This is a genomic window from Dictyoglomus sp. GBS (assembly GCF_055179815.1).
Window position 1 is genome coordinate 1332227 of the sequence record NZ_CM143687.1, and the last position, 25686, is coordinate 1357912.

The window sequence follows — 25686 nt, forward strand, 5'->3', positions numbered from 1 at the left end:
TTTAAAAGTATAAGAATAGATATTCATAAAAGTCAAGTATAATATATGAAGTGGAGGTGAAAAATTATGGATTACCTAATAAGAGGAATCTCTAAAGACAAAAAAATTATTGCTTATGTTGCTAAAACAACAGAACTGGTAGAACAGGCCAGGATTATACATAATGCCTCTCCTACTGCAATAGCAGTTTTAGGAAGAACTCTTACCCTAACAGCTATTATGGGGAAAATGCTTAAGAAAAAAGATGAAAGAATTAGTTTGCAAATTGTAGGGAATGGCCCCTTAGGAAATGTTTTTGCTGATGCTGATGCTAATGGAAATGTAAGAGGGTATATTAAAAAACCTTACATAGATTTGCCACCTACCCCAGAAGGAAAGCTTGATGTAGCTTCTGCAATAGGAAAAGAAGGAGTACTAAGTGTCATAAGAGATTTTGGACTTAAAAAGCCATATCAAGGAATGACACCACTTGTTTCTGGAGGAATAGCAAAAGACTTAGCTTATTATTTTGCTTCCTCTGAGCAACAACCATCAGCTGTTGCTGCAGGGGTTTATGTCAATAAAGAAGGAAAAGTAATTGCGGCTGGAGGTTATATTGTACAGATATTACCAGATTCAGAGGAAGATATTGTAAGTAAGTTAGAAGAAAATATTAATAGATTAAAACCACCAAGTCAAATGATATTAAATGGACTAAATCCAGAAGATATAATTAATAAAATATTTGAAGGATTTGATTTCGACATGTTTAATAGAGAAGAATTGAAATATGCATGTAGGTGTAGTCGAGAAAGAGCTGAGAATACTCTCATAGCTTTAGGATTAAAGGAATTAGAAGAACTACAAAAAAGAAAAGAAGACATAGAAGTGAAATGTGAGTTTTGTGGTAAGAAATATATTTTTCAAAAACATGATATAGAAAAAATTATTCTTGAACTTAAAAACAAAACTTAAAAAACCCCCGGAAAAACCAGGGGTTTTTTATACATTAACTCATTAACTTAGTACGTTTTCTAAAGGAGTGTAAGGCAGGTTAAAAGCGTTAGCAACTGCCTCACAAGTAATTTCCCCTTTTACTATATTTACACCTTTGGCAAGACTTTTGTTCTCTTTCACAGCTCTTTCCCAACCTTTATCAGCAATCTCAATTACATAAGGAAGAGTATTTAGAGTTAAAGCTCTTGTTGCTGTTCTTGGAACAGCTCCAGGCATATTAGCCACACTATAATGTATTACTCCTTCCTCCTCATAAATAGGATTTAAATGGGTTGTTGGTCGTGATGTCTCAGCACAGCCACCTTGATCAATAGCTACATCAACAATAACAGCACCTGTTTTCATTCTCTTTAAAAGATCCCTCGTAATTATTTTGGGGGCTTTTGCCCCTGGTACTAATACTGCTCCAATAAGTAGATCTGCGTATTCTACAGCCATCCTAATATTGTATTCATCAGCTATCATCGTATTCACCTTTCCTTGGAAATAATCGTCTACAAATCTTAATTTTCTTGGATTTATATCCAATAAAGTTACAGATGCACCCATTCCATAAGCTATTCTTGCAGAGTTAAAACCAACAGTTCCTGCACCTATTATAACCACATTGGCAGAAGGAACTCCTGGAACTCCACCTAATAAAATTCCTCTTCCACCAAAAGGTTTCTCTAAATATTTAGCACCTTCTTGGGGAGCCATTCTTCCTGCTATCTCACTCATAGGAGCAAGAAGTGGTAAAAAACCATCCTCTGTTTGTACAGTTTCATAAGCAATGCATATTGCTTTACTTTTAATAAGATTTTTTGTAAGTTCTTCAGATGCTGCTAAATGCAAGTAAGTAAATAAAATTTTTCCTTCAGAAAGAAGAGAGTACTCTTCAGGTAAGGGTTCTTTTACTTTTAAAATTAATTCTGCCTCATAAAACACATCCTCATGTTTTTCTAATATTATTGCTCCTGCCTTTTCATATTCTTCATCTGTAAAACCACTTCCTAATCCTGCACCTTTTTCAATATGTACTTTATGTCCTTTTTTGACCAATGTTTGTACTCCACCAGGAACAATAGCAACACGATTTTCTTCAGGTTTAATCTCCTTAGGAACACCTATAATCATATCTCTCTTAAGCCTCCTTGTTGTCTTATATCTTCTTTGATCTTAAGAAATAATAAATAGCAATTAAGGTTTTAGAATCCTCAAACTTACCACTTTCTAAAGCTTTTATTATCTCATCTGCTGTTAAAGAAATTATTTTTAAAAACTCATCATCATCAGGATTTGTATTTGTCTTCTCAAGATCTGTAGCTTCATATAGATATAACACCTCATCACTTATTCCAGGTGATGGGTAAAAAACATGAATTAACTTTAAATTTTTTGGAATATACCCTATTTCTTCTTCCAGTTCTCTTTTAGCACAATTTATTGGTTCTTCTCCAAAATCAAGTTTTCCGGCTGGAATTTCTAATAAGACTTTTTTAGCTGGAAGTCGATATTGCTCTACAAAAAATACAGATCCATCCCTTGCTATTGGTAATATAGCTACTGCACCCGGATGATGTACTACTTCCCTCTTAGCTAATTTTCCATTTTCAAGTACTACATCGTACTCTTTTACTGTAATTATTCTTCCTTTATAAATTTCCCTTTCATTTATTACTTTCTCATTCAACTTTCATCCCACCTCCTATTTCTCTCAATTTTTCTCTATTTTTAAGTTCTGACGCTTTTACTAAAAGCTCTTTAGCATGCTGTTGACTTACTTCAGAAACTATACTACCTCCTAACATTCTTGATATTTCCATCACTCTGATTTTATCCTCTAACATAGAAACCCTTATTCTTGTTTGATCATTTATAATCTTCTTCTCCACATGGAAATGATAATCAGCCCACGCTGCTATCTGAGGTAAATGTGTCACACAGAAAACTTGTCTCTTCTTAGATATATTCCATAATTTTTGAGCAAGTAGATAAGCCGTTTCCCCTCCAATACCTGTGTCTATTTCATCAAATACCAAAACAGGTGTATTATCCACTTCGTTAAGTATAGTTTTTAAGGCAAGCATTATTCTTGAGAGTTCTCCTCCAGATGCTATATGTCTCAAGGGTTTAAAAGCCTCTCCAGGATTTGGAGAAAGCATAAACTCTACAACTTCTCTTCCTTTTTCTCCCACTTTTACCCCATTAATAAATATAAATCCTCCTGTTGGTTCTTGAAAATCAACCGAAAATCTTGCATGTTCCATTCCTAAATCCTTTAACTCATTTTCTACCTTTCTTACAAAATTATCAACAATCTCTTTCCTCATTTGAGAAAGAACTTCACTTTCGTATAATAGCTTTTCCTCTAATTCCTTTATCTCCTTTTCTATGTTCTCTAAATGGGCTTCCATATTAGATAAAGTGTTAAGTTCTTCTTTAGCTTTTTCTTTATAATCTAAGATTTCCTCAATATTTTTACCATATTTCCTTTTTAATTGAGAGATTCTATAAAGTCTTTCTTCTATATATTCAAGATCATTAGGATCTATCTCTAAATTATCTTTATATCTCATTAAATTATCAACTGCTTCACTAAGATATAATTTAGCATTTTCCAATAGTTCTAATATTCCAGAAATATTTTCATCTATAGAAGAAAGAGCTTTTATACTATTTAATCCTTCTCCAATTAATTCAAAAGCAGAATATCCTTCGTTATTTTCATACAGATATTTTATAGCATCCTCAATACCATATCTTATTTTTTCAAAATTTTGTAGCTTTTGCCGTTGCTCTAATAGTTCCCCCTCTTCTCCTATTCTCAAATTTGCCTTTTCAATTTCTTCTATCTGAAAAGATAAAAGATCTATTCTTTGCTGTCTCTCTTTTTCCTTTGCATAAATTTCTTCCCTTTCGGAATAAAGACCTTTTAATCTAGAAAACAATTCTTTAACCTTTCCTTTTTGTTTTATCAATGAATCTCCACCTAAGAGATCGAATACTTCCAACTGAAAATCCTTATGAAGAATTTTCTGATGTTCGTGTTGTCCATGTATTTCAAGAATATTCGAGAGTAAACGCTCTAACATTCCTACTGTAACAAGTTCACCATTTACCCTACATTTACTTCTTCCATTTTTATTTAATTCTCTTGATACAAGTAATGTTCCATCCTTCTCTTTTGGAATCTCCCATTCATCCAATAGTCTTTCTGCTTCTTCATTCATAGCAAACATAGCTTCTACTAAACTTCTATTACTTCCTGTTCTAATAATGTCTGTTGATGCTCTTTCTCCAAGCAAAAAGGCTAAAGCATCCACAAGCAGAGATTTACCAGCACCTGTTTCTCCAGTGATTACGTTTAAACCATCATGAAAATCCAGAGTTAGCTCATCTATTATTGCAAAATCCTTAACTCTAAGAGCAAAAAGCATTTCTTATCTACCTCCAATGTAATTTCTTTTTTAATCTATTAATAAAATCCCAACCTGGAAGGAAAATAAGTTTTCCATAAAATTCCGCTTTAGTTATAATAACTTTTTGTCTATTTCCAACAAGATCTACTTTTTTACCATCAACCCAAACTTGCACTTGTAATGACCTTTTTGAAAAACTGATCTGAATTTCCGAATTAATTGGAAAAACAACAGGTTTAGATATAAGAGAATGGGCACATATGGGCAAAAATTCAAAAGCTTCAAGATCAGGAAAAATTATAGGACCACCAGCAGATAAAGCATAAGCTGTAGAACCAGCAGAGGTAGCAATAATTACTCCATCTGCAGGTTGTGTATTTAACAAAGCCCCATTTATTAATAGATTTAAAGATATCAATGGAGTATTCTCAGATTTCAAAAATACAACCTCATTAAAGGCATAATAAATATTATCATCAATTTTTAATTTGATTACAGGATGCTGTTCTATGAAATACTTCTTTTCATCTAAAGAAAATAAAAATTTACCTATATCTTTAAACTCAACAGTAGTTAAGAATCCAAGTCTACCCGTATTTATTCCTGCTATAGGTATACCCTTAGATGCCAACCTCTGTAAGGCATACAAAACAGTACCATCCCCACCAATTGCTATTCCCAAATCCACATCAGTATCATCTATTAAAACCTTATAATTCTTCTTTATTGCCCACTCTTTTATTATTTCTATTCCCTTTTTCGCATCTCTTTTTTTAGGGTTGTAAAATATACCTATTTTTTGGAAAGTAATTTCCAATTTGTAAAAGCCTCCCTTACTATCTCTTTTATCTTATCCATAGACAACTCATCCTTTTCTTGCAAAACAAACAATGTTGGATATTCTATATTTCCTTTTCCTTCCTTGCTATAAAAATACGTAATATTTTTTAAATAAAATCCAAGATCTTTTAAATTATTTTTAATATTTTCTATTACTTTTAAATGGACGTCAATATTCTTTACTATACCCCCCTTATTAACATCCTTTGGTGATGCTTCAAATTGAGGTTTTATCAATGAAATAACCATTCCTTCTTCTTTTAAAAAAGATTTTATAACAGGAAAAATCTTTAATATTGATATAAAGGATATATCTATAGTTATAATATCAACCTTATCGGGAATATCACCTTCTTTTAAATATCTCGCATTTATCCCTTCCATTACTACTACTCTTGTATCCTTTCTTAATTTTTCGTGTAAAACGCCCTTTCCCACATCAACAGCATAAATTTTCTTTACACCTTCTTGTAATAAACAGTCAGTAAACCCACCAGTACTTGCACCTACATCAATAGCTATAAATCCTGTAACATTTATCTTAAATTCATTTAAAGCCTTTTTTAGCTTAAATCCACCCTTACTAACATAGGGAAGAGATTGTTGAATTTCAATGGAAACAAAAGGTGAAAATTTTATATCAGGTTTATCTGCTACCTTGCCGTCTACTTTAACCAGTCCAGCAATAATAGCAGACTTAGCTTTTTCTCTACTTTCAAAAAATCCTTTCTTAACTAATAGAGTATCGAGTCTTTCCTTAGGAGTTTTTTCTTTCAACCTTCCACCCTTGTTTTATCAAGAACCCTTATTACTTCTTTTACCACATGATATTCTTTTAAACCGTATATTTCTTTTAAGATTTCCACATTTCCATGCTCTATGAATTTTTCTGGAAGTGCTATGGGATATACATTTACGTTAAAATGAAACTTAGAAACAAATTCAGAAATTGCACCAAAAAGTCCTCCTGTTACAATGTTTTCCTCTAATGTAAAGATATATTTAAACTTAGAGAATAATTCTTCAAGCAATGGAATATCTAAAGGTTTTAAAAATCTTAAATTGACTACTTTAGCATATATTCCCTTCTCCTTCAAAATATTATGGGCTTCCAAAGCAGTATAGACCATGGAACCTATAGCCAAAAAAAGAACATCCTCACCTTCTTCTAATATCTCAGCTTTACCTATCTCAATCTTACTAGGATTAGAAGGAAGTTTTACTCCGTATCCTTTTCCTTTGGGATATCTTATTGCAAATGGACCAGGATAATTAACTGCTGTATATAATAAATCTCTAAGTTCAGATTCATCCTTTGGAGAAGAAACAACTATATTGGGGATAAGCCTCAAATAAGAGAGATCAAAAATTCCTTGATGAGTAGGTCCATCATCACTAACAAGGCCAGCCCTATCTAATACAAATACTACAGGAAGCTTCTGTAAACAAACATCGTGAATGATCTGGTCAAAGGATCTCTGGAGAAAAGTAGAATATATAGCAACTACAGGTTTTAATCCATTCATAGCAAGTCCTGCTGCAAAGGTCACTGCATGCTGTTCTGCTATTCCAACATCAAAAAATCTTTCTGGAAATCTTTCTGCAAAATAGGAAAGTCCAGTACCATCTGGCATTGCAGCTGTAATGGCTACAATCTTTTCATATTTTTCCCCTAATTCTACCAATGTCTTACCAAAAATCTCTGTGTAGGTAGGTACCTTTTTTTCGCGTTCTTTCCTTGATCCCACACTATGGAACTTGGAAGGTACAGCTTCTGCATCTTTATGGCCAATTCCTTTTTTTGTTGTGACATGTATCAAAACTGGACAAGATAGATTATCTTTTATACCCTTAAATACAGAAATTAAAAGGGGTATATCATGTCCATCAAAGGGGCCAAAATACTTAAAACCTAAATCTTCAAATATGGGATTTTCCAAAAGGAGACTCTTTAAACTTCTCTCCAATTTTAGATCCAAGGATAATAAGGTCTTTCCTAAAGGTAAATTCTTCAAAAAATTCTGGGTTGTCTGCTTAAAAAATCTATAAAGAGGATGTTTCCTTAATTTAGCCAAATAAACTGCCAAAGCTCCTACATTCGGTGAAATAGAATGTTCATTATCATTTAATATAACAATAAGATCTGTATTTAAGAAGCCAATTTGGTTCAATGCCTCCCATGCCATTCCAGAAGTCAAGGCACCATCACCTATCACTGCTACAACTTTATATTTTTTCCCTTTAATATCCCTTGCTTTAGCGAATCCTAAGGCAGCAGATAAGGATGTACCAGCATGTCCTACAGCAAAATGGTCATATTCACTTTCCCAAGGAGCAATATATCCACTGATTCCACCATATTGTCTCAATGTATGAAAATCTTTGGCTCTTCCAGTTACTAATTTATGAGTATATGCCTGATGCCCTACATCCCAAATTATCTTATCCTTTGGTGTATCAAAAACATAATGAAGAGCTAAAGTTAATTCAACAGTTCCTAAATTAGATGCTAAATGACCACCATTATTCTCTACTGTATTAATAATTACTCTCCTAATTTCTTCAGCTAAATTCCTTAGCTCTTCTACAGATAGAGATTTTAAATCATTCGGAGAATTAATTCTCTCTAACAACATTTAAATATTCCTCTCTAATTTTTAAAATCTCATCCCAATTCCTAACTATATTCCTTAAAATACCATTAACAAATCTACCAGCTTCTGGACTGACATATTTTTTAGCCAACTCAACAGCTTCATTAACAGTAACACCAGGTGGAATATCTTCAAAAGCAAACATTTCAGCTATTGCCATTCTTAAAATGTTTCTCTCCAAGCCTCCTATTCTATCTAATCTCCAATTCTTACTAAATTTACTTATAATAGCATCAGCAACATTTCTAAAATAAAGAGTACTTTCATAGAGTTTGTGAGCAAAAGCTTGAGCTTGTAGTGAAAAATCATCAAAATCTACTTCAACATTTTGACCCAATTCTTGCTGGAATAAATACATCAAAACCTTTTCTCTACATCTTGTTCTTTCTTTGCTCATTTTTACCTTCCTATCATAAATATCTCTTTAATTTTTTCTATAAAAAGAAACAATAGATTCTTATCAATTATATTACCAATTAAATACCCTAAAAGTAACATAATGATTAGAAATAAGGTTCTCCAAAAACCAATAGTAAGAATAAGGATTCCTAATATTAAAAATACTAATGAGAAAATAAATCTATATTTATAATTTTTTATCCTTTCAAGATTCATCTACTTACCCCTTTTTGAAGGAACCACATCATCAATTATTACGTTTATTTTTTCTAAGTTCAAAGGTAAAACACTTTCAAAATAAACTTTTAATCTTTGTTGCATCTCATTAACAATTCTTGTTATATCTGCACTAGCAGGAATTTTTATCCTCAAAGTAATATATATTTTATCTTTTATAATTTCAATCTCAGGTCTTATATCTTGAATTTCTGAAAAATATCCAGCTATCTCTCTGATAGAACTTTTAATACCATTAACAGAAATCATTACATCACCTAAACCTGTTCTATTTCCTATAACAACAGAAGTTTTCTCTCTATTTATAATTAAAGCAAAACTTGATGAAAAAGCAAGAACAAAAAGAATTATAAACAAAATAGCAGAAAACAAAAAACCAGGTCCCTTAGCCCAATTTATTATACTTAATGCTAATTCCCATTTAAAAAGTCCAAGGATTAAAATAAGATCAATAAAAGAGAAAATTAACAAAATTATAGAGTAAATAATAATTTCATATCTATTAAGTTTCATTTCTTCTCCTCCTTATCTTTTTTACCTATCAATACTCCTTTTATAATAACATTCACTTCCCTTACATTTAATCCTGTCATACTTTCTATCACTTCCTTAACATGGGATTGAACTTCTCTTGCAACTTCAGGAAAAAAAACATTTTGTTTTACATAAATAGGTATCATTATGTATACATCTTTTTCATATAGATCAATTTTTATGCCCCTTCCAAGAGGTATACCCGATACAAGTTTCATAAATGAAGAAGAAGGCTCTCCTACTTGAGCGACACCTTCTACCTCTTGAGCAGCAATACCCGCTATTACAGAGATAACCCCTTTTGATATATTTACCGTTCCATATGAAAGTTCTTCTTTCATAGCTTATCACCACTCTCTATTTTATCAAAAATTAATCCTCTACTAACACCCTTCTTGATAAAAAGTTAGTAGAATAGTCTCCTTTTATAAATGAACTGTTATTTAGTACTTTTAAATGAAGAGGGATTGTCGTTTTAATTCCTCTCAAAACAAATTCCTCCAAAGCCCTTTTCATCCTTATTATAGCCTCATTTCTATCTTTTCCCCAAGTTATAATCTTTGCCAGTAAAGAATCATAAAAAGGTACCATTTCATAACCTTCATAAAGATGAGTATCAATTCTTACAAAAGGGCCTCCTGGAGGTATATATTTATCTATTTTTCCAGCAGATGGAGCAAAATTATTATCAGGATCCTCAGCATTAATTCTACACTCTATAGCATGTCCTCTTAATGTTACTTCTTTAAAATCTAATTTCTCTCCAGCTGCAATTAGTATTTGCCATTTTACAAGATCAATACCAGTTACCATTTCTGTTACAGTATGTTCTACCTGAATTCTCGTATTTACTTCCATAAAATAAAATCTCCCATCTTTGTCCAAAAGAAATTCAAAGGTTCCAGGACCCACATACCCAACCTTATACGCCCCTCGAATTGCAGCTCTACTCATAGCCTCTCTCAATCTTCTATCTACTACTGGGGAAGGAGATTCCTCAATTAATTTTTGATATCTTCTTTGAATAGTACAATCTCTTTCACCAAGAGAAACAATATTACCATAAGCATCTCCCATTATCTGTATCTCCACATGTCTTGGTTCTTCTATAAACTTTTCAATGTACACGCCAGGATTTCCAAAATTTTTCTCAGCTTCCAATTTAGCAAGTCTTATATTTTTTACCAATTCCTCAGGACTGTATGAAATCCTCATTCCTTTACCGCCACCACCAGCAGTAGCCTTTATAAGAACAGGAAAACCTATCTCTTTAGCAATTTTTACTGCTTGTTTTTCATCCTCAACAAGTCCTTCAGACCCAGGTAACAAAGGAACACCTGCTTCTTTCATTATTTTTTTGGCTCTGGCCTTGTCCCCTAAACTTTCAATAACTTCCTTTTTAGGACCTATAAACACTATACCGTGGTCTTGACAAATTTCAGCAAATCTTGATGATTCTGCTAAAAAACCATATCCTGGATGGATAGCATCAGCATTTGATATTAAAGCGGCACTAATAATGTTTGGAATATTTAAGTAGCTTTGTGAGGCAGGAGGTGGGCCTATACAGATTGCCTCATCTGCCATATATACATGAAGAGATTCTTTATCTGCTTCAGAATATACAGCTACTGTTTTAATGCCTAATTCTTTACAAGCCCTTATAACTCTAACAGCAATTTCGCCTCTATTTGCAATAAGAACTTTCTTAAACATTGCTCTCTGTATCTATTAGAAAAAGTTTTTGTCCAAATTCCACTGCCTGACCATTTTCAACTAATATTTTTTTAACTCTTCCTCTTACATGACTCTTTATCTCATTCATTAATTTCATGGCTTCAATTATACATACTGTTTGTCCTGGCTCTACCAAATCACCTTCTTCAACAAAAGGAGGGGCGCCTGGAGCGGGGGAACGATAAAAAACTCCAACCAAAGGAGCAGTAATATATACACCTTCCTCAGCAACCTCTTTTATGGCTTGTAATTTTTCAACTTGAGATTCTACCTGAGGTGATGAAATAGAAACAACATGATCACCTCTTCTTAAAATCAATTTATTTTCTCCATTTTCTATTATCAATTCTGAAAGATTACTCTTGTTAAATAGACATATTAACTCTTTTAACTCTTCTAAAGACCATTCTTTCATAGTAATACTCCTTTTTATTAAAACTCATTATTAAAATCTATGCTCTTTCAACATATTTTGCATAACGAGTATCCACTACAACTTTATCTCCAATTTGTATAAATAAAGGGACCTGTATTACTAATCCCGTTTCTAATTTTGCAGGTTTTGATCCACCCGAAACTGTATCTCCTCTAAGACCTGGATCAGTTTCTATAACCTCTAAAACAACTGTAGTAGGAAGCTCTATACCAATAGGATTTCCTTCATAAAAAAGCACACTAACGATAGTTCCTTCTTTTAAGTATTTAATTGCATCTCCTAATTGCTCCTCAGTGAGCATATGTTGTTCATAGGTTTCATGATCAATAAAATAATACTCATCTCCTTGTTTGTAAAGAAATTCTGCTTCTCTTTTATTAATAAAAGCTTGAGGAACATATTCATCTGATTTAAATGTTTTTCTCAATACATTTCCTGTTTTCAAGTTCTTTAATTTTACTTTGACTGTTGCCTGACCCTGAGCCATATGTACATGTTGGTATTCAAGTACTATATATATTTCTCCATCTAATTCAATAGTAAGACCAGGATAAAAATCATTTACTGAAATCATCTTTTTTATTACCTCCCTTTCCCTATATTATTATAAGTTCGTTAGTAAAACTATTTAATATAGTTGCCTTTTCCTCTTCAACAACTACCATATCTTCAATTCTTACCCCAAACCTTCCAGGAATATAAATACCAGGTTCAACAGTAACTACCATATTTTTCTTTAGAACCCAATTTCCTTTTGGGGATAACCTTGGTAATTCATGTATTTCAAGTCCTATACCATGCCCAAGGCCATGACCAAAATAATTTCCATAACCATTTTCTTGAATTATATCACGAGAAACTTTATCTACAAAACTACTTTCTATACCTTCTTCTATTACTTCTTCTGCCCTTTTCTGTGCTTCAAGAACAATATTGTATATTAATAGTTCTTCTTCAGTTGGGTTTCCGATATACACGGTTCTTGTAATATCCGAATGATATCCCTTATAAACAGCCCCAAAATCAAATACAATAAACTCATTTCCATATATCTTTTTATTGCTCGCCTTTCCATGAGGAAGTGCAGCTCTTGGTCCTGATGCCACAATTGTATCAAAAGCTATTTTCTCACTACCTTTTTTTGCCATTTGATACTCTAATTCTATTGCTAAATCTCTTTCAGATATACCTGGCTTTATAATTTCTAATACTTCTTCAAAAGCCTCTTCTGCAATTTTTAAAGCTGTTTTTATTTTCTCTATTTCATTATCATCCTTAACCATTCTCATCTCCTCTACCCAATTTTCTACTGGAATCAACTCAATATTCAATAAACTTTCAATCAATTTTTTATACTTAAAATAATTGAATGATTGTCCCTCAAAAGCTATTCTCTTAAAATCTTCTTTTTTTGAAAGATCCTTTAAGAAGGAGAATAAATTCACATCACCATTAATAAGAACAGGCTCCACCATATCAACTTCCTGGTGTACTTGTTCCCAATACCTTGAATCAACTAATATGTAACCCCCCTCCTTCAGAAGCACAAGTTCAGCTGTTGAGCCCGTAAATCCTGTAAGGTATCTAATATTCACTATACTACTAATAACAATCCCATCTATTTTTTCTTTATTTAGTTTATTTTGTATTTCTCTAAGTCTTGTATTCATAAAATATTTATCCTCATTTTTATCTTATTCTATTGTCTTAGGAGTTATAAGTATAATAAGCTCCTTCTGAACATTTTGAGTCTTCCTTGCTTTAAAGAGTTCTCCAAGAATTGGGATATCTCCTAAGAGTGGTACCTTAGACATACTTTCAATTTCTTCTTGTCTTAACAAACCACCTAAGGCAAGAGTTTCACCATTCTTCAAGTTAACTATGGTTTGAGCTTCTCTGGTCGATATTATAGGTACATCTCCATCCTTTCCTGCATAACCACTTATTGTGCTAACCTGAGGCTTAATATTTGCAGTAATAGTACCATCAGGATTTATAGTAGGTGTTACATCAAGTATTATTCCCACATCTATATATGTAATTGATCTATTACCTTGAGCATCATAAGATACCAATGGTACCCTATCACCTATCATAATTCTTGTAGCTTTACCACTTATAGTTGTCATACTTGGTTGAGCAAGTATTTTAGCTTTATTTTGGGTCTCTAAGGCCTTTATAGTAGCAAGCACACTTTCAGGATTTATAATACTTAACTTCAGATCTTGCCAACCAACATTAGCTTCTATTTTAATACCTGTACCTATATTTTGTGTACCCCACGCTATACCTATATCCTTTACATTTTCTCTTGATACCTCTACTATTTGAACATCTACTTTTACTTGTGGGGTTGGCTTATCAAGTTTTGCTATCATATTTTCCACAGCTGTAACTTGGTCTACAGGACCTTGAACCAACAAAAATCCTGAGGTTTGATCATAATAGAAGGATACATCTTTAGCAAGACCTGAAACTACAGATTTTAATGTATCTAAGGATATATATTTTAGCTTATACTCTTTTGTAATAGTTTGTACTCCCTCTTTAGCTGTTATAACTGGTGGCACATAAGGTCTAACATATGTCACAACACCCACTTTTTCAAAGGTTATATTTCCTATTCTACTCAATATATCAATAGTATCTTGTAACTCTACCCTGTTTAGATAGAGATCTACTTCTCCTACTACCTTTGGATCTATCACAAAGTTAATATCTGCTTTCTTACCAAGCTCCCTCAATACTTCCCTTATATCTGCCTTCTTCAAATCACAGCTTACATATATCTTCCCTTCTTCTTTCTCTACACTTAATAACTCCTTCGCTACTACTACCTCTTCCCCTTTCCTCTCCACATCTATCCTGCTTATTAGATCATCAAGTACCTTCAAGTCCTCTTCCTTACCTTGGGCTATTAATAACCTCGTCTTACTATCATAACTTAAGCTTATGTTCTTTACTAATGCCCCTCCTACTCTCTCTATGTCTGATATGTCTATATATTTCAATACATATATCTTCGTCTTCGCTGTCTCTACTGGTACCGCTACCTTCTCCTCTTGCATCTTCACATAGGTCACTTTATCATCCCTCGTTATGCTTATCTTCGCTGCCTTCTGGAGTATGTTCAATACCTCTGATAACTCTACCCTGTTTAGATAGAGATCTACTTCTCCTACTACCTTTGGATCTATCACAAAGTTAATATCTGCTTTCTTACCAAGCTCCCTTAATACTTCCCTTATATCTGCCTTCTTCAAATCACAGCTTACATATATCTTCCCTTCTTCTTTCTCTACACTTAATAACTCCTTCGCTACTACTACCTCTTCCCCTTTCCTCTCCACATCTATCCTGCTTATTAGATCATCAAGTACCTTCAAGTCCTCTTCCTTACCTTGGGCTATTAATAACCTCGTCTTACTATCATAACTTAAGCTTATGTTCTTTACTAATGCCCCTCCTACTCTCTCTATGTCTGATATGTCTATATATTTCAATACATATATCTTCGTCTTCGCTGTCTCTACTGGTACCGCTACCTTCTCCTCTTGCATCTTCACATAGGTCACTTTATCATCCCTCGTTATGCTTATCTTCGCTGCCTTCTGGAGTATGTTCAATACCTCTGATAACTCTACCCTGTTTAGATAGAGATCTACTTCTCCTACTACCTTTGGATCTATCACAAAGTTAATATCTGCTTTCTTACCAAGCTCCCTTAATACTTCCCTTATATCTGCCTTCTTCAAATCACAGCTTACATATATCTTCCCTTCTTCTTTCTCTACACTTAATAACTCCTTCGCTACTACTACCTCTTCCCCTTTCCTCTCCACATCTATCCTGCTTATTAGATCATCAAGTACCTTCAAGTCCTCTTCCTTACCTTGGGCTATTAATAACCTCGTCTTACTATCATAACTTAAGCTTATGTTCTTTACTAATGCCCCTCCTACTCTCAAAATATCTTGTAAATCAATATATTTAAGAACATATAATTTAGTTAATATAGGCTGAACCACTGTAGGGGCTGTTTGTATTTCCTTAGGTTTAACATAATAGGTCTTCCCTACTTTTTCCATATCAAAATTGGCAAGCCTTTGTAAAATAGTAAGAACTTCATCCAGTGGTACTTTATTTACAAATAGATCTACACTTCCTGAAATCTTTGGATCTATTACAAAATTAAACTCTGTTTTCTTTGCTATCTCTTGGAGTATATCTCTTATATCAGATTTTCTAAGATCTGCGGTAACATAATAAACATCACTAATTTTATCTATCTTAACAAGTTCTTTTATCTCTAAAATAGGTATTGAAGGAGCTTCACCCTTAGGTACACTTACTATTATAAAACCTCCTTCTCTTATCTCATATGTGTATCCTAAACTTCTAATAATAAGATCTATAGCTCTATCTAAGGAAACTTTGTTTAAGGTAAGATATAAACCTCCAGAAATATCTTTTGAAAATATTATATTCCTACCCGTTTTTTGTGCTATTTCTTGAAGAATATCTTTAATATCTTCTCCCTTCGCATTAAGAGAAACAAGATATGTATCTTCAAACCTTTCAACTTGAACCTTACCTACTCCCTTTGTCTCGGCAACTTTTTCAGATGGTATATCTAAAATTTTGATGGCATTCTCTATCTTCGGAAATTCTGTTGATGGAGCTGAAACTATTAGCCAATTTCTCGTATCATCAGAATCAAAAATTGCAGTTTTAGATGTTTTGGATAGAATTTCCTTAGCCTTTTGGCTTTCAAAATATCTAAGTTGATATACCTTTGTAACTAAATCTCTACTTTCAATTTTTTGAAGCTTATCAAGGTTCGCTACAATAATTACTTCTCCTTGTTCCACATATCCAAGATCCGATGATGCAAGTAAGGCGTAAAAAGCATCTCTAAATGGAATATCTTTTAAATAGACACTTATTCTTCCTTGGACACCAATATCCGTTATTATATTAAGTCCCGCCAACTGCCCCATTGCCTTTAAAACATCTCTTATTTCAGCCCTATCAAAAGAAACTGAAATCTTTTGCTGGAATTTATCTTTTACCTCTACAGGCTTAGGATGTTCCAATTTGGTTTCTACTTTTTGTTCTTCTTGTACTTCTCTAGTTTTTATCTCAGTTATCTTTGGAGTCTCTTCCTTTTCTGGTGCTTCTATAGTCTTCTGACTCACAATCTTTGTGGTTGTTGGAACAACTTTGGCTAAAACATCTTCTGTCCCTATATATATTTTATTATCAGCTGATTTTGCAGATATTGCAGGAAAAGAAGTCTTCAAGTCAATTACTATCCTTGTAACAAACGGTTTAGTACTAAATTGAGAAGTTCTAATTGAAATAATAGGACTGGAATTTACAGATATAACCTTAGAGCCAAGTTTGTTTATCGTATCATTTAAATCAATAACAAATCTTAAAGGATTTTTAAGGAGCGAGCTTTTAAAATCTGGGGCTTTATTAGAAAACTCTAACACTATAAGATTGGGCTTATAATTCTTATCAATCTTTATATTCAAAAGAGTATTTTCTATTGAAGAAATCTGTTTAATAGATGAAGTTTCTTCTTTGGAATAAGCACCTGAAGGACTTAGTGTAATTTTTAAAATTCCAGAAGTAGAAGTAACTGAATACTTAGGTAAGGATCCTATAAAATTTATTACAAGTATAGTATTATTTTTATTTTGAGAGAGTTCTAAATTAGTCAAAAATCCTTTATTTATTTCAACATTTTTTGATACAGTTTTTATCTGAGTATCATAAAAAGTTACCACAATTTTTGAGGCAGATTGTTTAATATCATATTTTGGTACCGAAGTAGTTGAAAAATAAATATTTATATTTATGGTACCACCACTACCATCTTCTACTTGAATTCCCACTAAACTTTTTAAACTATTTTGAGCAAATATCCCCCCAATTAACAAAAAGTTTATAAACAGAATCAAAGAAATTAATTTTCTTATGTGAGACAAACTATTCACCTCCCAGTTTAATAGTAGTTGTTTCTTTTCCTTTCCTTAAAATTACCGAATTTTCCAAGATCTTTTCCAGGTATATATCCCCCCTAAACAATTCTCCTTCTCTTATGATATAGCCCCTATCACCTTCTTCTATAATCGCATAACTTTTATCCCAACTTCTTATTATTCCTGTAAGCTTAAAATTGCTATACCAAGTTTTAGTAACAGAAGAAGACTGTGGTACTATAGAAATTCTCGTAGTTGCTTGAGGTAAAGACGATATCTTAGGCTGTGGTTTTGGATTTAAGTCAATAACAGGTAAAAAAGGATTACTTCTTCCTAAAGCAACATTTGAATAAGTAAAGACTACTCCTATTTGTTCAGTAAGAGTTTCTAATATTTCAGCAAAAGTATAAGTACCTGTTGTAGTTTTTGCCTTAGGTGTTGTTATAACAGGTTCCTCTTGGGGAGTTAATACATAATTTGCCACAATATAGTATCCTCCAATCGCACCTACAATAATAAAAAGACTTATAAGGACTATTAATCTTTGTTTTGGATCATTAAATATACTTTTAATATCCATATTTCCCCACCTATTTAATTATAAATGTAGACAATATGAAGGAAAATTTTAGTTCTTTAGCAGTTGTATCTACAGGATCAATTTTTAAATCCTTTAAAAGAATAATACGAGGTGCTGTCTTTAGCTTAGCTAAAAATAAGAGAAATCCACCATAACCACCTTGTAAGTCCACACTATAATTTCTTTCTTCATAAAGAGGTTTTGGAGCCTCTTTTTTCCCCTCTTGTGAGGTAGGCTGAGGTTGTTCTTGTACTTGAATTGGCTTAAAACTATTTACAGAAAGCTTTGATTCTTTACATATAGTCTCTACAAAAGCTAAAAGATGAGGAAGATCTTCCTTTGTAGGTAACTTCTGTTGTAATTCAGCAAATTTCTGCAAAGATTCTTTAAATTTCTCCCACTCTTCTAAGCTCTTTTTGTAATTCAGCTGATACTTAAGAAGCATCTGACGATTATTATCAATGCTTTCCACTAATGTGTTTTTTTCATTCTCTAAAGATTTATATACAAGAAAGTAAAATCCAACAACAATAACAAATAAAAAAATACCTATAATTATCCATATATTTATATTTGGTTTCATCTTTCACCCCTCTTATACTGAGCAGCTATCCTAAAATTAATAGCAATAACTGGAGGCTGTCCAACCTTCTGAGCAAAACCCAAGGTAATTTTATCCATAAGATTGGTTTTTTCTAATTGATCTAAAAAAATTGCTATATCTTTGTAGCTTACAGCAAATCCCTCGATATTTACATTATCTGAAGAATCTAAGCTAAAACTTTTAATCCAAAGATTTTTAGGAGTAATTCCATTTATAGTCTCAAAAATATCAACCCAAGATATCTCTTTAGAAGAAATCTCATTTAATAAATTTATCTTTTCTTCATATTGTTTTTTTATGTCTTGCAATTTTTGTAATTCTTTTATTCTTATTTTAAGATCATTTATTTGGGCTTCAAGAGAAGTATTTTCGTTTCTTAAATTATTAACTTCAGATGAAAGATTAAAATAAAGAACAATCTCTCCAAATAGAAGTAATATCCCAATCACAGTAATAAGAATACCTAAAAAGGGAATTCTTATTGCCTCTTTTTTCTTAGCTTCCTTCGGTAAAAGGTTAATCTTAAACATATTCCTACATCCTTCCCCAGAAAAATAGTCCTATAGGTACTACCCAAGAAGAAAGATCTTCTAAAAATGATTTATCTTGCTTTTTTGCATTTACTATTACGTCAGAGCTAAGAGTCAATGGGGCTACTTCTGATGGTACATTTAAGAGAGCCTCTAAAAGATCCACAAAATCTTTATTTTTAGCATTGCTTCCCATAACTATAGCTTGATCTATATGTTCCTCTGGAAACTGTAGAAAGAAAAAATTAATAGATTCTTGAATTTTTCTTACAAAATCTTCCAAAATAAAAGACTTTGTAAGCTCATCTACTCCTTCTTCATGTGGATTCCATTCTTCCATAATAGTGCTTCTAAAAAATATGGGTTGATTATCCTTTAGCACAACAAATTCTGCAATATTATCGTGAGTATACAAGAACAAGGTATTACCCTTAGGAAGCTCTTTTCTATTAAATACTACTGATCTTACAGCCGAAAAAATACTTATATCTACTACCTCTAAATTTAGCCCTAAGGATTTTACTATCTCCAAATATGGATTTATGACTTCTTTTGGTACTGCAACCAGCATTACTTTACATTCTTTACTTCCTTCCCTCTCTATTACATCAATAATCTCTAAATCGTACACTATATCTTCCTCAGAAAATGGAATATACCTATCAAGCTCCCATTTTATGGCCTCTCTAAGTTCTTCTTCTGGCATATAAGTAAAATTAAAAAATCTTACCACCACATTTAAAGATGGTATAGCTATATATGTTTTTGGGTTCTTTACTTTCAATACTTTTAAGTCCTTTTTGAGAGTTTCTACTATTTTGGAAATATCTAAGGATTGACCCCCTTGAAAAATGTCAGGTGAAAAAAGAAAAGAAACTGCATTTTTAATTACAATCTTCTTATCTTTTCTCCTCCCCCCATATACTAATCTTACAGGATTTCCTAATTCAATACTCAAAATAGGCTCTTCTGAAGAAAATAAATTAAAAATCCCCATCTTTCCCTTCCTTTCAACCTCTCCCTGAATAAGATTTTATTTTAATACAAAAGATATAAATAGACAACTCTTTTAAAATTCATTCCATGAAAGAATCTTTAATTTTGTCTTTGTAGCTTTTACTACATTTGTTATGCCATGAGATTGCATGATATTTTCGATATAACTTCTATTGTGTTTTATAGTACTATTACCTCCAATTCTTACAGCCTCACCTATACTGGTACCTTCTATAATAGGATCTCCAAATATAGAAAGATCATCTGTAACAGAGTCAACTTTTGCTGCATATAATATCCCCCTTATTTTATTCCCAGTACCTGTAATCTTTACATCTCCTTTTACAATAACCATCCCTTGAAACTCAACATTCCCAGCCATCCTAGCATTACCATCTATATATATCACCAACGTCCATGTCAACCAAGTATTAGTGGCAGAATTGTACCAATTAGGATTACTCTTTGCATAATCAACTAAATTCTTTAAATCTACTATTCCCCCAGATCTGTAAAGACCTTGTGACATAGCTACCCCTTTAAGATAATCCTCATTTAAGGTTGGCATAGAAAGGGAATTATCATTTGCAATAACGTCTATTCCTAATACAGGAGAATAAGAACCATTTATAAGTGGAGGATTACTTAAATCTACAGGACCATTAGAATATATTGCAGTATCAAAAGTCCCATCAGGCAATCTCTCTCCTTCAATAACTGCAGCTTTTCCAGAAAAATTAACAGAAGTTCCTGCAAAGACTGCAAATTTAAATGGATCAAGAGTTATTTCAGTATTATTCCCATATACTTCAAGTTTCCTAATAACCCTATAATTATCTATGGATGGTACATAGCCTTCACATCTTATCTTATATATGGGATAATCGATTAAAACTCCTCCTGAATTTAATTTTGAAAAGGTATATGAAACAGTAACATTATATTCACCAACAGATATAGAACCTATATTATAGCTAAATTTAAATAAATCTCCGTTAGTATAAGTCATTGTATAGGATAATAGATTACTACTGTTGTCTATTCTTCTTAAAGTAAGGGTCAAAAATGCTAAATCTGGGTTAGAATTTATTATATAAAAAGCCTGTTGAAGACCTGATTGAGCTAAATAAAAGGCTTGATTACTCTCAAGAGTCCTTCTTGTAATAACATTTTCTGAGGGTATAAGTTGAACAATAATTAACCCCAATACAAATATAAAGATAACGATACTCATTAATATCACTAATTGTCCCTTTTCTTTATTATTAGAAAACATTTTTTTCTTCCCCCTATTTTAAGTAATAAGTGTTTTTTATAGGGAGAAATATTGAAAAAGTCAAGGTATAATCAACAACATTATCTTTATTTCCGTCAAATTTAAGTACCACTTGAACAATTTGAGCATTCCTTGGAGAAACAATATTCCCAGAATCATCATAATAAAAAAATATAGGAGGTATAACCTTGAAATCACTTTCTGTTAGGGGATTATTACCTACCCATAAGTTCCCCTGTTTTACTTGTCTTCTGAGAATACCATTATTATCTATATAATATCTTATAGTAGATAATGTAGACGAAATAGGATTAGTACTAAAGTCATAATAAGTATAACTAAATATTAAATTACCACCATCTGAAGTACTATCAATAATAGATGCTTTTTTAACTTCCCTAATAAGTCTCTCTGCCACTAATCTTGCATTTCTTTGATATTGTATCTTTTTATTTATAAACTGATATCCTAAGGAACCTGTGGTTAAGAAACTCACCACAAGAGCAACTATTATAAGGGATATGGAAACACCAATTAAAAGTTCAATTAAAGTAAAGCCCTTTTTCATAATTTAGCCCTAAAAAATTCAATTCTAAATTCTTTATTTTCTTTACCTTCAATCCAAGATGCTTCTAATCTTATGAATCTTCCCCATGTAAGAGTATTATCTATTGTACATGTAATAGTATATACCATGTTTTTATCCTTTACAACCTTAGGATAATTAGAAGTTATATAGCTATCTAAAATAGTATAACTTTTTGAAAAAATTAACTCTGCCTCTTTTGAAAGGATATAGTTAGCATTAATAAGGTTCTCTACCTTCGGAGCATTATAAAAAGTTACAAAATACATTTGTAAAATTCCTACGATTGCTATTAAAAGTACCGCTCCAGCTATCAATGCCTCTAATACACTAAAACCACTATATTTACTAATCTTCTGGCATTTTATCACTTATATATATCCTCCCTGTAGCAGGAGTTACTACTACATATTTTCTCATATTTTTATACCTTATTACAACAGTTCCCCCTGAAGAAGGAATTCCCAGCCTATTAAAGTAAACATACTCATTTACTCCAAAAACTGAAGAAACAAGATCTATATTTTCTTCTCTCAGATCAATTATTTTCGTAATTTTATAAAAATTACTTTTTTTATCATAACATTTTAAAACAATCTTGTCTATAGAAGGAAAGAAAAATAAAATGTTTGGAGTACCCTCATCACAAGAATATGCACTATCTCTAAGTTCTACAAGCTCTTTTAATATTAATATAGCACAACTATTCAGATTAGCTCTATCTAAGCTTGCAATTGTAACATGGAAAGAAATATAGGATAAAATTCCAATAATAATAACAGTTATTAAAAGTTCTATCAGTGTATATCCGTTTAAATTTGTCATTTAATAAAAAAAAGAAATATAAAGACTTATTATAGACTCTCCCCAAAATAAAGATATGAATGATCCCGAGATTAGAAAAGGACCAAAAGGTATAGCAGTTTTTAAGTCTTTATTTTTAAATAGCAAAATAAAGACGGATATAACACCTCCTAAAATGTAACTCAAAAATAAAGCTAATAAGGATAGTTTTAATCCAAGAAAACTTCCCAAAAAAAATCCCAACTTTATATCTCCCTGTCCCATGCCTTCTTCTTTTAATATTAAAAGAGCACCTAAATATATTAAAAGTAATATTCCCCCAAAAACAATGCTTCCTAAAATGCTTTGGTAAATCTTACCTTCTAATAAAGAGAGAAAAAAACCTATTCCTAAACCAGCAAAAGATAAAACGTCAGGAATCAACATATGTTCGATATCTATAAAAAAGATTGGCAAAAGGAATGAGAAAAGTATTAATATTTTAAAACAGTGAAAAGACCATCCATATACCCAAAAAGATAGGGCAAAAAATATTGCAGTAAGGGTCTCAACCAAGGGATATCTTATAGAAATCTTTGCTCTACAGTATCTACATTTCCCTTTAAGAAATATATAACTGAAAATAGGTACAAGGTCCTTCGGTGCTAATTTATGATTACAAGAAGGACAACGAGAAGAAGGAAATAAAATAGATTCTTTTCGAGGAAGTCTATATATCAAAACATTTAAGAAACTACCGACAGCACTCCCCAGCAAAAAAAACCAGATAGTAAAAAGAATCTTAAATAACATTTATTTATCCTCCTATAAGGCTTTTTTTGGTATTTATCTCGTCTGAAAGCTTGTTAATAATGACATTAAGTTCAAAAACCCCTAAATCTTGATTATGGGTCCTTACACTTACCTTCCTTTCTGCCTTTTCCTTATCCCCTACTATAAAGATATAGGGTATTTTATTATTTATAGCCTTTCTAAGCTTATAATTCAACTTGGCTTGATCTAAATCAACTTCTACCCTAAAGTCATTTTCTTTTAAAATCTTAGCAATCTCTAAGGCATAATCTTCATGCTTTTCTGATATAGGAAGAATAGCAATTTGAACAGGTGCAAGCCATAAAGGAAATCTTCCACCATATTGTTCTATAAGAATACCTATAAATCTTTCATAGGAACCTAATATTGCTCTATGTATCATAACAGGTCTTTTCTTTGTTCCATCAGAAGCATCATAGGTTAAATCAAATCTTTCTGGCAAATTAAAATCCACTTGAATTGTAGGACCTTGCCATCTTTTTCCAAGTAACCCCCTTAACTTTAAATCAATCTTAGGACCATAAAAAGCACCTTCACCTTCAGCAACTTGATAACTAACCCCTACACTCTCTAAAGCATTTTTAAGAGCTATTGTTGCTTTTTCCCATATTTCATCAGATCCAATATATTTTTCGGGTCTCGTAGAAAGAGTAATTTCATATTCATTTAAGCCAAAACTTTTTAACATAAAAAATACAAAATCTAATACTCTTTTAATCTCTTCTTCCAATTGTTCTTCTGTACAGAAAATATGTGCATCATCCTGAGTAAAACCTCTGGCTCTCTCAAGTCCATATAATACTCCTGATCTTTCATATCTATAAACAGTTCCCATTTCAAAAAATCTAAGAGGTAAATCCCTATAACTTCTTACAGTAGACCTATATATAAGAACATGTCCTGGACAATTCATAGGTTTTACAGCATAATCTTTTTCGTCTACTTGTAAAAAAAACATATTTTCTCTATAATTATCCCAATGACCTGATATTTTCCACAAATCAGCTTGCATTAAATGGGGAGTAATAACTGGTAAGTAACCTCTTTTTAAATGTTCTTTTCTTTCAAATTCTTCAATAATCAGTCTTAATAAAGCTCCTTTTGGTGGATAAAAAATTAAGCCTGGACCAGCTTCTTCAAAGGTATTAAATATCCCAAGTTCTCTTCCTACTTTTCTATGATCCCTCTTTAATGCTTCCTCCCTTTCTTTTAGGTAATCATTTAATTCTTTCTCAGAAGGAAAAGATATACCATAAATTCGTTGCAACATAGGATTATTTTCATTTCCTTTCCAATAAGCACCAGAAGTACTTAATAACTTTATAGCTTTTACTTTTCCCGTAGAAGGTAAATGAGGACCCTTACAAAGATCTATAAAATTACCTTGTCTATAAAAAGATATTTTTTCTCCTTCTGGTATTTCCTCAAGAAGCTCTAATTTAAAATTCTCTTCTAATTCTTCTAATAATTTTCTTGCTTCATCCCTTGTTAACTCTATTCTTTCTATAGGTATATCCTTCTTTATTATCTCCTTCATTCTTTCTTCTATTTTTTCTAAATCCTCCTGAGTAAAAGGAGTGTCTTTATAAAAATCATAATAAAACCCATCTTCTATAGCAGGTCCAATTCCTAATTTAACCTCTGGAAACAATTCTTTTACTGCATGAGCCAAAATATGAGAAGAAGTATGCCAATAAATACTTTTCCCCTCAGCATCATCCCAATCCACAATTTCCACTACACTACCAAAAGGAGGAATTATCTTCAGATCAGTTAAAATACCATTAATCCTTGCTCCTAATATTATATCTTCTAAACCTTCTTCCCTTAATGCATCCAGCAAACTGCCTTTTTTCTCCCAACTTTTATTTTTATATACCATTTTCCAACTCATAATATTCCGACCTCCCGTTTAATTTTTCACTATTTATTCTACAAATAAAAAAGCTCTCGTCCCATTAAAGGACGAGAGCTCCCGTGGTTCCACCTTAATGGATCTAAAAAAGATCCACTCTTGATCTTTAACGGAATCACCCGTCACTGCTTACTTTTCCATTAATGGAATTTCAACAGGAAGCTCCAAGGTGGTTTTCATCTATTTCAGATATGGAAGACTTCCAGCTTCTCGTCTTCCTCTCTGTATATCTGAAATAGATTACTTTCCTCTTCTTCGCCTTTTCTCTTATGGTGGGCGCGGGTGGGATTGAACCACCGACCCCTACCGCGTCAAGATAGTGCTCTCCCACTGAGCTACGCGCCCTTACAATGCAAAA

At 32.2% G+C, this 25686-nt stretch carries 26 protein-coding genes, 1 tRNA gene and 1 other annotated feature; of the genes, 1 reads left to right on the forward strand and 26 read right to left on the reverse strand.

Annotated features, from left to right (window positions below):
- The first annotated feature begins 66 nt into the window (after positions 1-66).
- On the forward strand, positions 67-954 hold the full coding sequence (hslO, locus tag ACY3IT_RS06650) for an Hsp33 family molecular chaperone HslO (protein WP_463082175.1): 888 nt from the start codon (positions 67-69) through the stop codon (positions 952-954).
- A 42-nt stretch (positions 955-996) separates the two neighbouring features.
- Here hslO and ald read toward each other — a convergent pair whose 3' ends face one another.
- The 26 genes from ald to ACY3IT_RS06780 form a co-directional block, all read right to left on the reverse strand.
- Positions 997-2112: an alanine dehydrogenase gene (gene ald, locus ACY3IT_RS06655; RefSeq protein WP_463082176.1), complete on the reverse strand. Its 1116-nt coding sequence runs from the start codon at positions 2110-2112 to the stop codon at positions 997-999.
- Positions 2113-2137: 25 nt separating this feature from the next.
- A complete protein-coding gene (locus ACY3IT_RS06660; protein ID WP_463082177.1) occupies positions 2138-2668 on the reverse strand; it encodes an NUDIX hydrolase in 531 nt (176 codons plus the stop codon).
- Entirely contained in the window at positions 2661-4415 is a 1755-nt protein-coding gene (recN, locus tag ACY3IT_RS06665) for a DNA repair protein RecN (RefSeq protein ID WP_463082178.1), read from the reverse strand. Before recN ends, ACY3IT_RS06660 begins: the two co-directional genes overlap by 8 nt.
- A 7-nt stretch (positions 4416-4422) precedes the next feature.
- A complete protein-coding gene (locus ACY3IT_RS06670) occupies positions 4423-5214 on the reverse strand; it encodes an NAD(+)/NADH kinase (protein WP_463082179.1) in 792 nt (263 codons plus the stop codon).
- Entirely contained in the window at positions 5190-6014 is an 825-nt protein-coding gene (locus tag ACY3IT_RS06675) for a TlyA family RNA methyltransferase (RefSeq protein WP_463082180.1), read from the reverse strand. Before ACY3IT_RS06675 ends, ACY3IT_RS06670 begins: the two co-directional genes overlap by 25 nt.
- Positions 6011-7873 carry a 1-deoxy-D-xylulose-5-phosphate synthase gene (gene dxs / locus ACY3IT_RS06680; protein ID WP_463082181.1) on the reverse strand — a complete coding sequence of 621 codons (1863 nt, stop codon included), beginning with the start codon at positions 7871-7873 and terminating at the stop codon, positions 6011-6013. Before dxs ends, ACY3IT_RS06675 begins: the two co-directional genes overlap by 4 nt.
- Positions 7854-8288, reverse strand: coding sequence for a transcription antitermination factor NusB (gene nusB, locus ACY3IT_RS06685; protein WP_463082182.1), 435 nt, complete (start codon positions 8286-8288; stop codon positions 7854-7856). The genes dxs and nusB overlap by 20 nt, the downstream gene beginning before the upstream one ends.
- 2 nt (positions 8289-8290) lie before the next feature.
- The gene (locus ACY3IT_RS06690; protein WP_463082183.1) at positions 8291-8506 is read right to left on the reverse strand and encodes a DUF2273 domain-containing protein; all 216 of its coding nucleotides are present in this window, start codon (positions 8504-8506) and stop codon (positions 8291-8293) included.
- The gene (locus ACY3IT_RS06695) at positions 8507-9040 is read right to left on the reverse strand and encodes an Asp23/Gls24 family envelope stress response protein (RefSeq protein ID WP_463082184.1); all 534 of its coding nucleotides are present in this window, start codon (positions 9038-9040) and stop codon (positions 8507-8509) included.
- The gene (locus ACY3IT_RS06700) at positions 9037-9402 is read right to left on the reverse strand and encodes an Asp23/Gls24 family envelope stress response protein (RefSeq protein WP_463082185.1); all 366 of its coding nucleotides are present in this window, start codon (positions 9400-9402) and stop codon (positions 9037-9039) included. The genes ACY3IT_RS06695 and ACY3IT_RS06700 overlap by 4 nt, the downstream gene beginning before the upstream one ends.
- Positions 9403-9433: 31 nt before the next feature.
- Entirely contained in the window at positions 9434-10777 is a 1344-nt protein-coding gene (gene accC, locus ACY3IT_RS06705) for an acetyl-CoA carboxylase biotin carboxylase subunit (RefSeq protein WP_463082186.1), read from the reverse strand.
- Entirely contained in the window at positions 10770-11213 is a 444-nt protein-coding gene (accB, locus tag ACY3IT_RS06710; protein ID WP_463082187.1) for an acetyl-CoA carboxylase biotin carboxyl carrier protein, read from the reverse strand. Before accB ends, accC begins: the two co-directional genes overlap by 8 nt.
- Positions 11214-11250: 37 nt before the next feature.
- Positions 11251-11808, reverse strand: a complete 558-nt coding sequence (gene efp / locus ACY3IT_RS06715; protein ID WP_463082188.1) for an elongation factor P — start codon at positions 11806-11808, stop codon at positions 11251-11253.
- 22 nt (positions 11809-11830) lie between these two features.
- Positions 11831-12904: a M24 family metallopeptidase gene (locus ACY3IT_RS06720; protein WP_463082189.1), complete on the reverse strand. Its 1074-nt coding sequence runs from the start codon at positions 12902-12904 to the stop codon at positions 11831-11833.
- Positions 12905-12928: 24 nt separating this feature from the next.
- Complete coding sequence (locus ACY3IT_RS06725) at positions 12929-17230, reverse strand: secretin N-terminal domain-containing protein (protein WP_463082190.1); 4302 nt, start codon at positions 17228-17230, stop codon at positions 12929-12931.
- 1 nt (position 17231) lies between these two features.
- A complete protein-coding gene (locus tag ACY3IT_RS06730; RefSeq protein ID WP_463082191.1) occupies positions 17232-17804 on the reverse strand; it encodes a hypothetical protein in 573 nt (190 codons plus the stop codon).
- 10 nt (positions 17805-17814) lie between these two features.
- A complete protein-coding gene (locus ACY3IT_RS06735) occupies positions 17815-18387 on the reverse strand; it encodes a type IV pilus inner membrane component PilO (protein ID WP_463082192.1) in 573 nt (190 codons plus the stop codon).
- On the reverse strand, positions 18384-18938 hold the full coding sequence (locus ACY3IT_RS06740) for a PilN domain-containing protein (protein WP_463082193.1): 555 nt from the start codon (positions 18936-18938) through the stop codon (positions 18384-18386). The genes ACY3IT_RS06735 and ACY3IT_RS06740 overlap by 4 nt, the downstream gene beginning before the upstream one ends.
- Before the next feature lie 4 nt (positions 18939-18942).
- On the reverse strand, positions 18943-19935 hold the full coding sequence (gene pilM / locus ACY3IT_RS06745; protein WP_463082194.1) for a type IV pilus biogenesis protein PilM: 993 nt from the start codon (positions 19933-19935) through the stop codon (positions 18943-18945).
- A gap of 72 nt (positions 19936-20007) precedes the next feature.
- Positions 20008-21210 (reverse strand): hypothetical protein, encoded by a 1203-nt coding sequence (locus tag ACY3IT_RS06750; RefSeq protein ID WP_463082195.1) that lies wholly within the window; start codon positions 21208-21210, stop codon positions 20008-20010.
- A 13-nt stretch (positions 21211-21223) separates the two neighbouring features.
- Positions 21224-21778: a PilW family protein gene (locus ACY3IT_RS06755; protein WP_463082196.1), complete on the reverse strand. Its 555-nt coding sequence runs from the start codon at positions 21776-21778 to the stop codon at positions 21224-21226.
- Positions 21775-22167, reverse strand: a complete 393-nt coding sequence (locus ACY3IT_RS06760; RefSeq protein WP_463082197.1) for a type IV pilus modification PilV family protein — start codon at positions 22165-22167, stop codon at positions 21775-21777. The genes ACY3IT_RS06755 and ACY3IT_RS06760 overlap by 4 nt, the downstream gene beginning before the upstream one ends.
- Positions 22145-22621, reverse strand: coding sequence for a type II secretion system protein (locus ACY3IT_RS06765; RefSeq protein WP_463082198.1), 477 nt, complete (start codon positions 22619-22621; stop codon positions 22145-22147). The genes ACY3IT_RS06760 and ACY3IT_RS06765 overlap by 23 nt, the downstream gene beginning before the upstream one ends.
- On the reverse strand, positions 22622-23392 hold the full coding sequence (locus ACY3IT_RS06770; protein ID WP_463082199.1) for a prepilin peptidase: 771 nt from the start codon (positions 23390-23392) through the stop codon (positions 22622-22624).
- Between the two features lie 4 nt (positions 23393-23396).
- A complete protein-coding gene (thrS, locus tag ACY3IT_RS06775; protein WP_463082200.1) occupies positions 23397-25307 on the reverse strand; it encodes a threonine--tRNA ligase in 1911 nt (636 codons plus the stop codon).
- Positions 25308-25371: 64 nt separating this feature from the next.
- Positions 25372-25593, reverse strand: a binding site (T-box leader).
- A 5-nt stretch (positions 25594-25598) separates the two neighbouring features.
- A tRNA-Val gene (locus ACY3IT_RS06780) sits at positions 25599-25673 on the reverse strand.
- Positions 25674-25686: the final 13 nt, after the last annotated feature.

Coding starts and splice junctions, on each gene's coding strand:
- hslO (WP_463082175.1), top strand. CDS start 67: ATGGATTACCTAATAAGAGGAATCTCTAAAGACAAAAAAATTATTGCT.
- ald (WP_463082176.1), bottom strand. CDS start 2,112: ATGATTATAGGTGTTCCTAAGGAGATTAAACCTGAAGAAAATCGTGTT.
- recN (WP_463082178.1), bottom strand. CDS start 4,415: ATGCTTTTTGCTCTTAGAGTTAAGGATTTTGCAATAATAGATGAGCTA.
- dxs (WP_463082181.1), bottom strand. CDS start 7,873: ATGTTGTTAGAGAGAATTAATTCTCCGAATGATTTAAAATCTCTATCT.
- nusB (WP_463082182.1), bottom strand. CDS start 8,288: ATGAGCAAAGAAAGAACAAGATGTAGAGAAAAGGTTTTGATGTATTTA.
- ACY3IT_RS06690 (WP_463082183.1), bottom strand. CDS start 8,506: ATGAATCTTGAAAGGATAAAAAATTATAAATATAGATTTATTTTCTCA.
- ACY3IT_RS06695 (WP_463082184.1), bottom strand. CDS start 9,040: ATGAAACTTAATAGATATGAAATTATTATTTACTCTATAATTTTGTTA.
- ACY3IT_RS06700 (WP_463082185.1), bottom strand. CDS start 9,402: ATGAAAGAAGAACTTTCATATGGAACGGTAAATATATCAAAAGGGGTT.
- accC (WP_463082186.1), bottom strand. CDS start 10,777: ATGTTTAAGAAAGTTCTTATTGCAAATAGAGGCGAAATTGCTGTTAGA.
- accB (WP_463082187.1), bottom strand. CDS start 11,213: ATGAAAGAATGGTCTTTAGAAGAGTTAAAAGAGTTAATATGTCTATTT.
- efp (WP_463082188.1), bottom strand. CDS start 11,808: ATGATTTCAGTAAATGATTTTTATCCTGGTCTTACTATTGAATTAGAT.
- ACY3IT_RS06720 (WP_463082189.1), bottom strand. CDS start 12,904: ATGAATACAAGACTTAGAGAAATACAAAATAAACTAAATAAAGAAAAA.
- ACY3IT_RS06730 (WP_463082191.1), bottom strand. CDS start 17,804: ATGGATATTAAAAGTATATTTAATGATCCAAAACAAAGATTAATAGTC.
- ACY3IT_RS06735 (WP_463082192.1), bottom strand. CDS start 18,387: ATGAAACCAAATATAAATATATGGATAATTATAGGTATTTTTTTATTT.
- ACY3IT_RS06740 (WP_463082193.1), bottom strand. CDS start 18,938: ATGTTTAAGATTAACCTTTTACCGAAGGAAGCTAAGAAAAAAGAGGCA.
- pilM (WP_463082194.1), bottom strand. CDS start 19,935: ATGGGGATTTTTAATTTATTTTCTTCAGAAGAGCCTATTTTGAGTATT.
- ACY3IT_RS06750 (WP_463082195.1), bottom strand. CDS start 21,210: ATGTTTTCTAATAATAAAGAAAAGGGACAATTAGTGATATTAATGAGT.
- ACY3IT_RS06755 (WP_463082196.1), bottom strand. CDS start 21,778: ATGAAAAAGGGCTTTACTTTAATTGAACTTTTAATTGGTGTTTCCATA.
- ACY3IT_RS06765 (WP_463082198.1), bottom strand. CDS start 22,621: ATGACAAATTTAAACGGATATACACTGATAGAACTTTTAATAACTGTT.
- ACY3IT_RS06770 (WP_463082199.1), bottom strand. CDS start 23,392: ATGTTATTTAAGATTCTTTTTACTATCTGGTTTTTTTTGCTGGGGAGT.
- thrS (WP_463082200.1), bottom strand. CDS start 25,307: ATGAGTTGGAAAATGGTATATAAAAATAAAAGTTGGGAGAAAAAAGGC.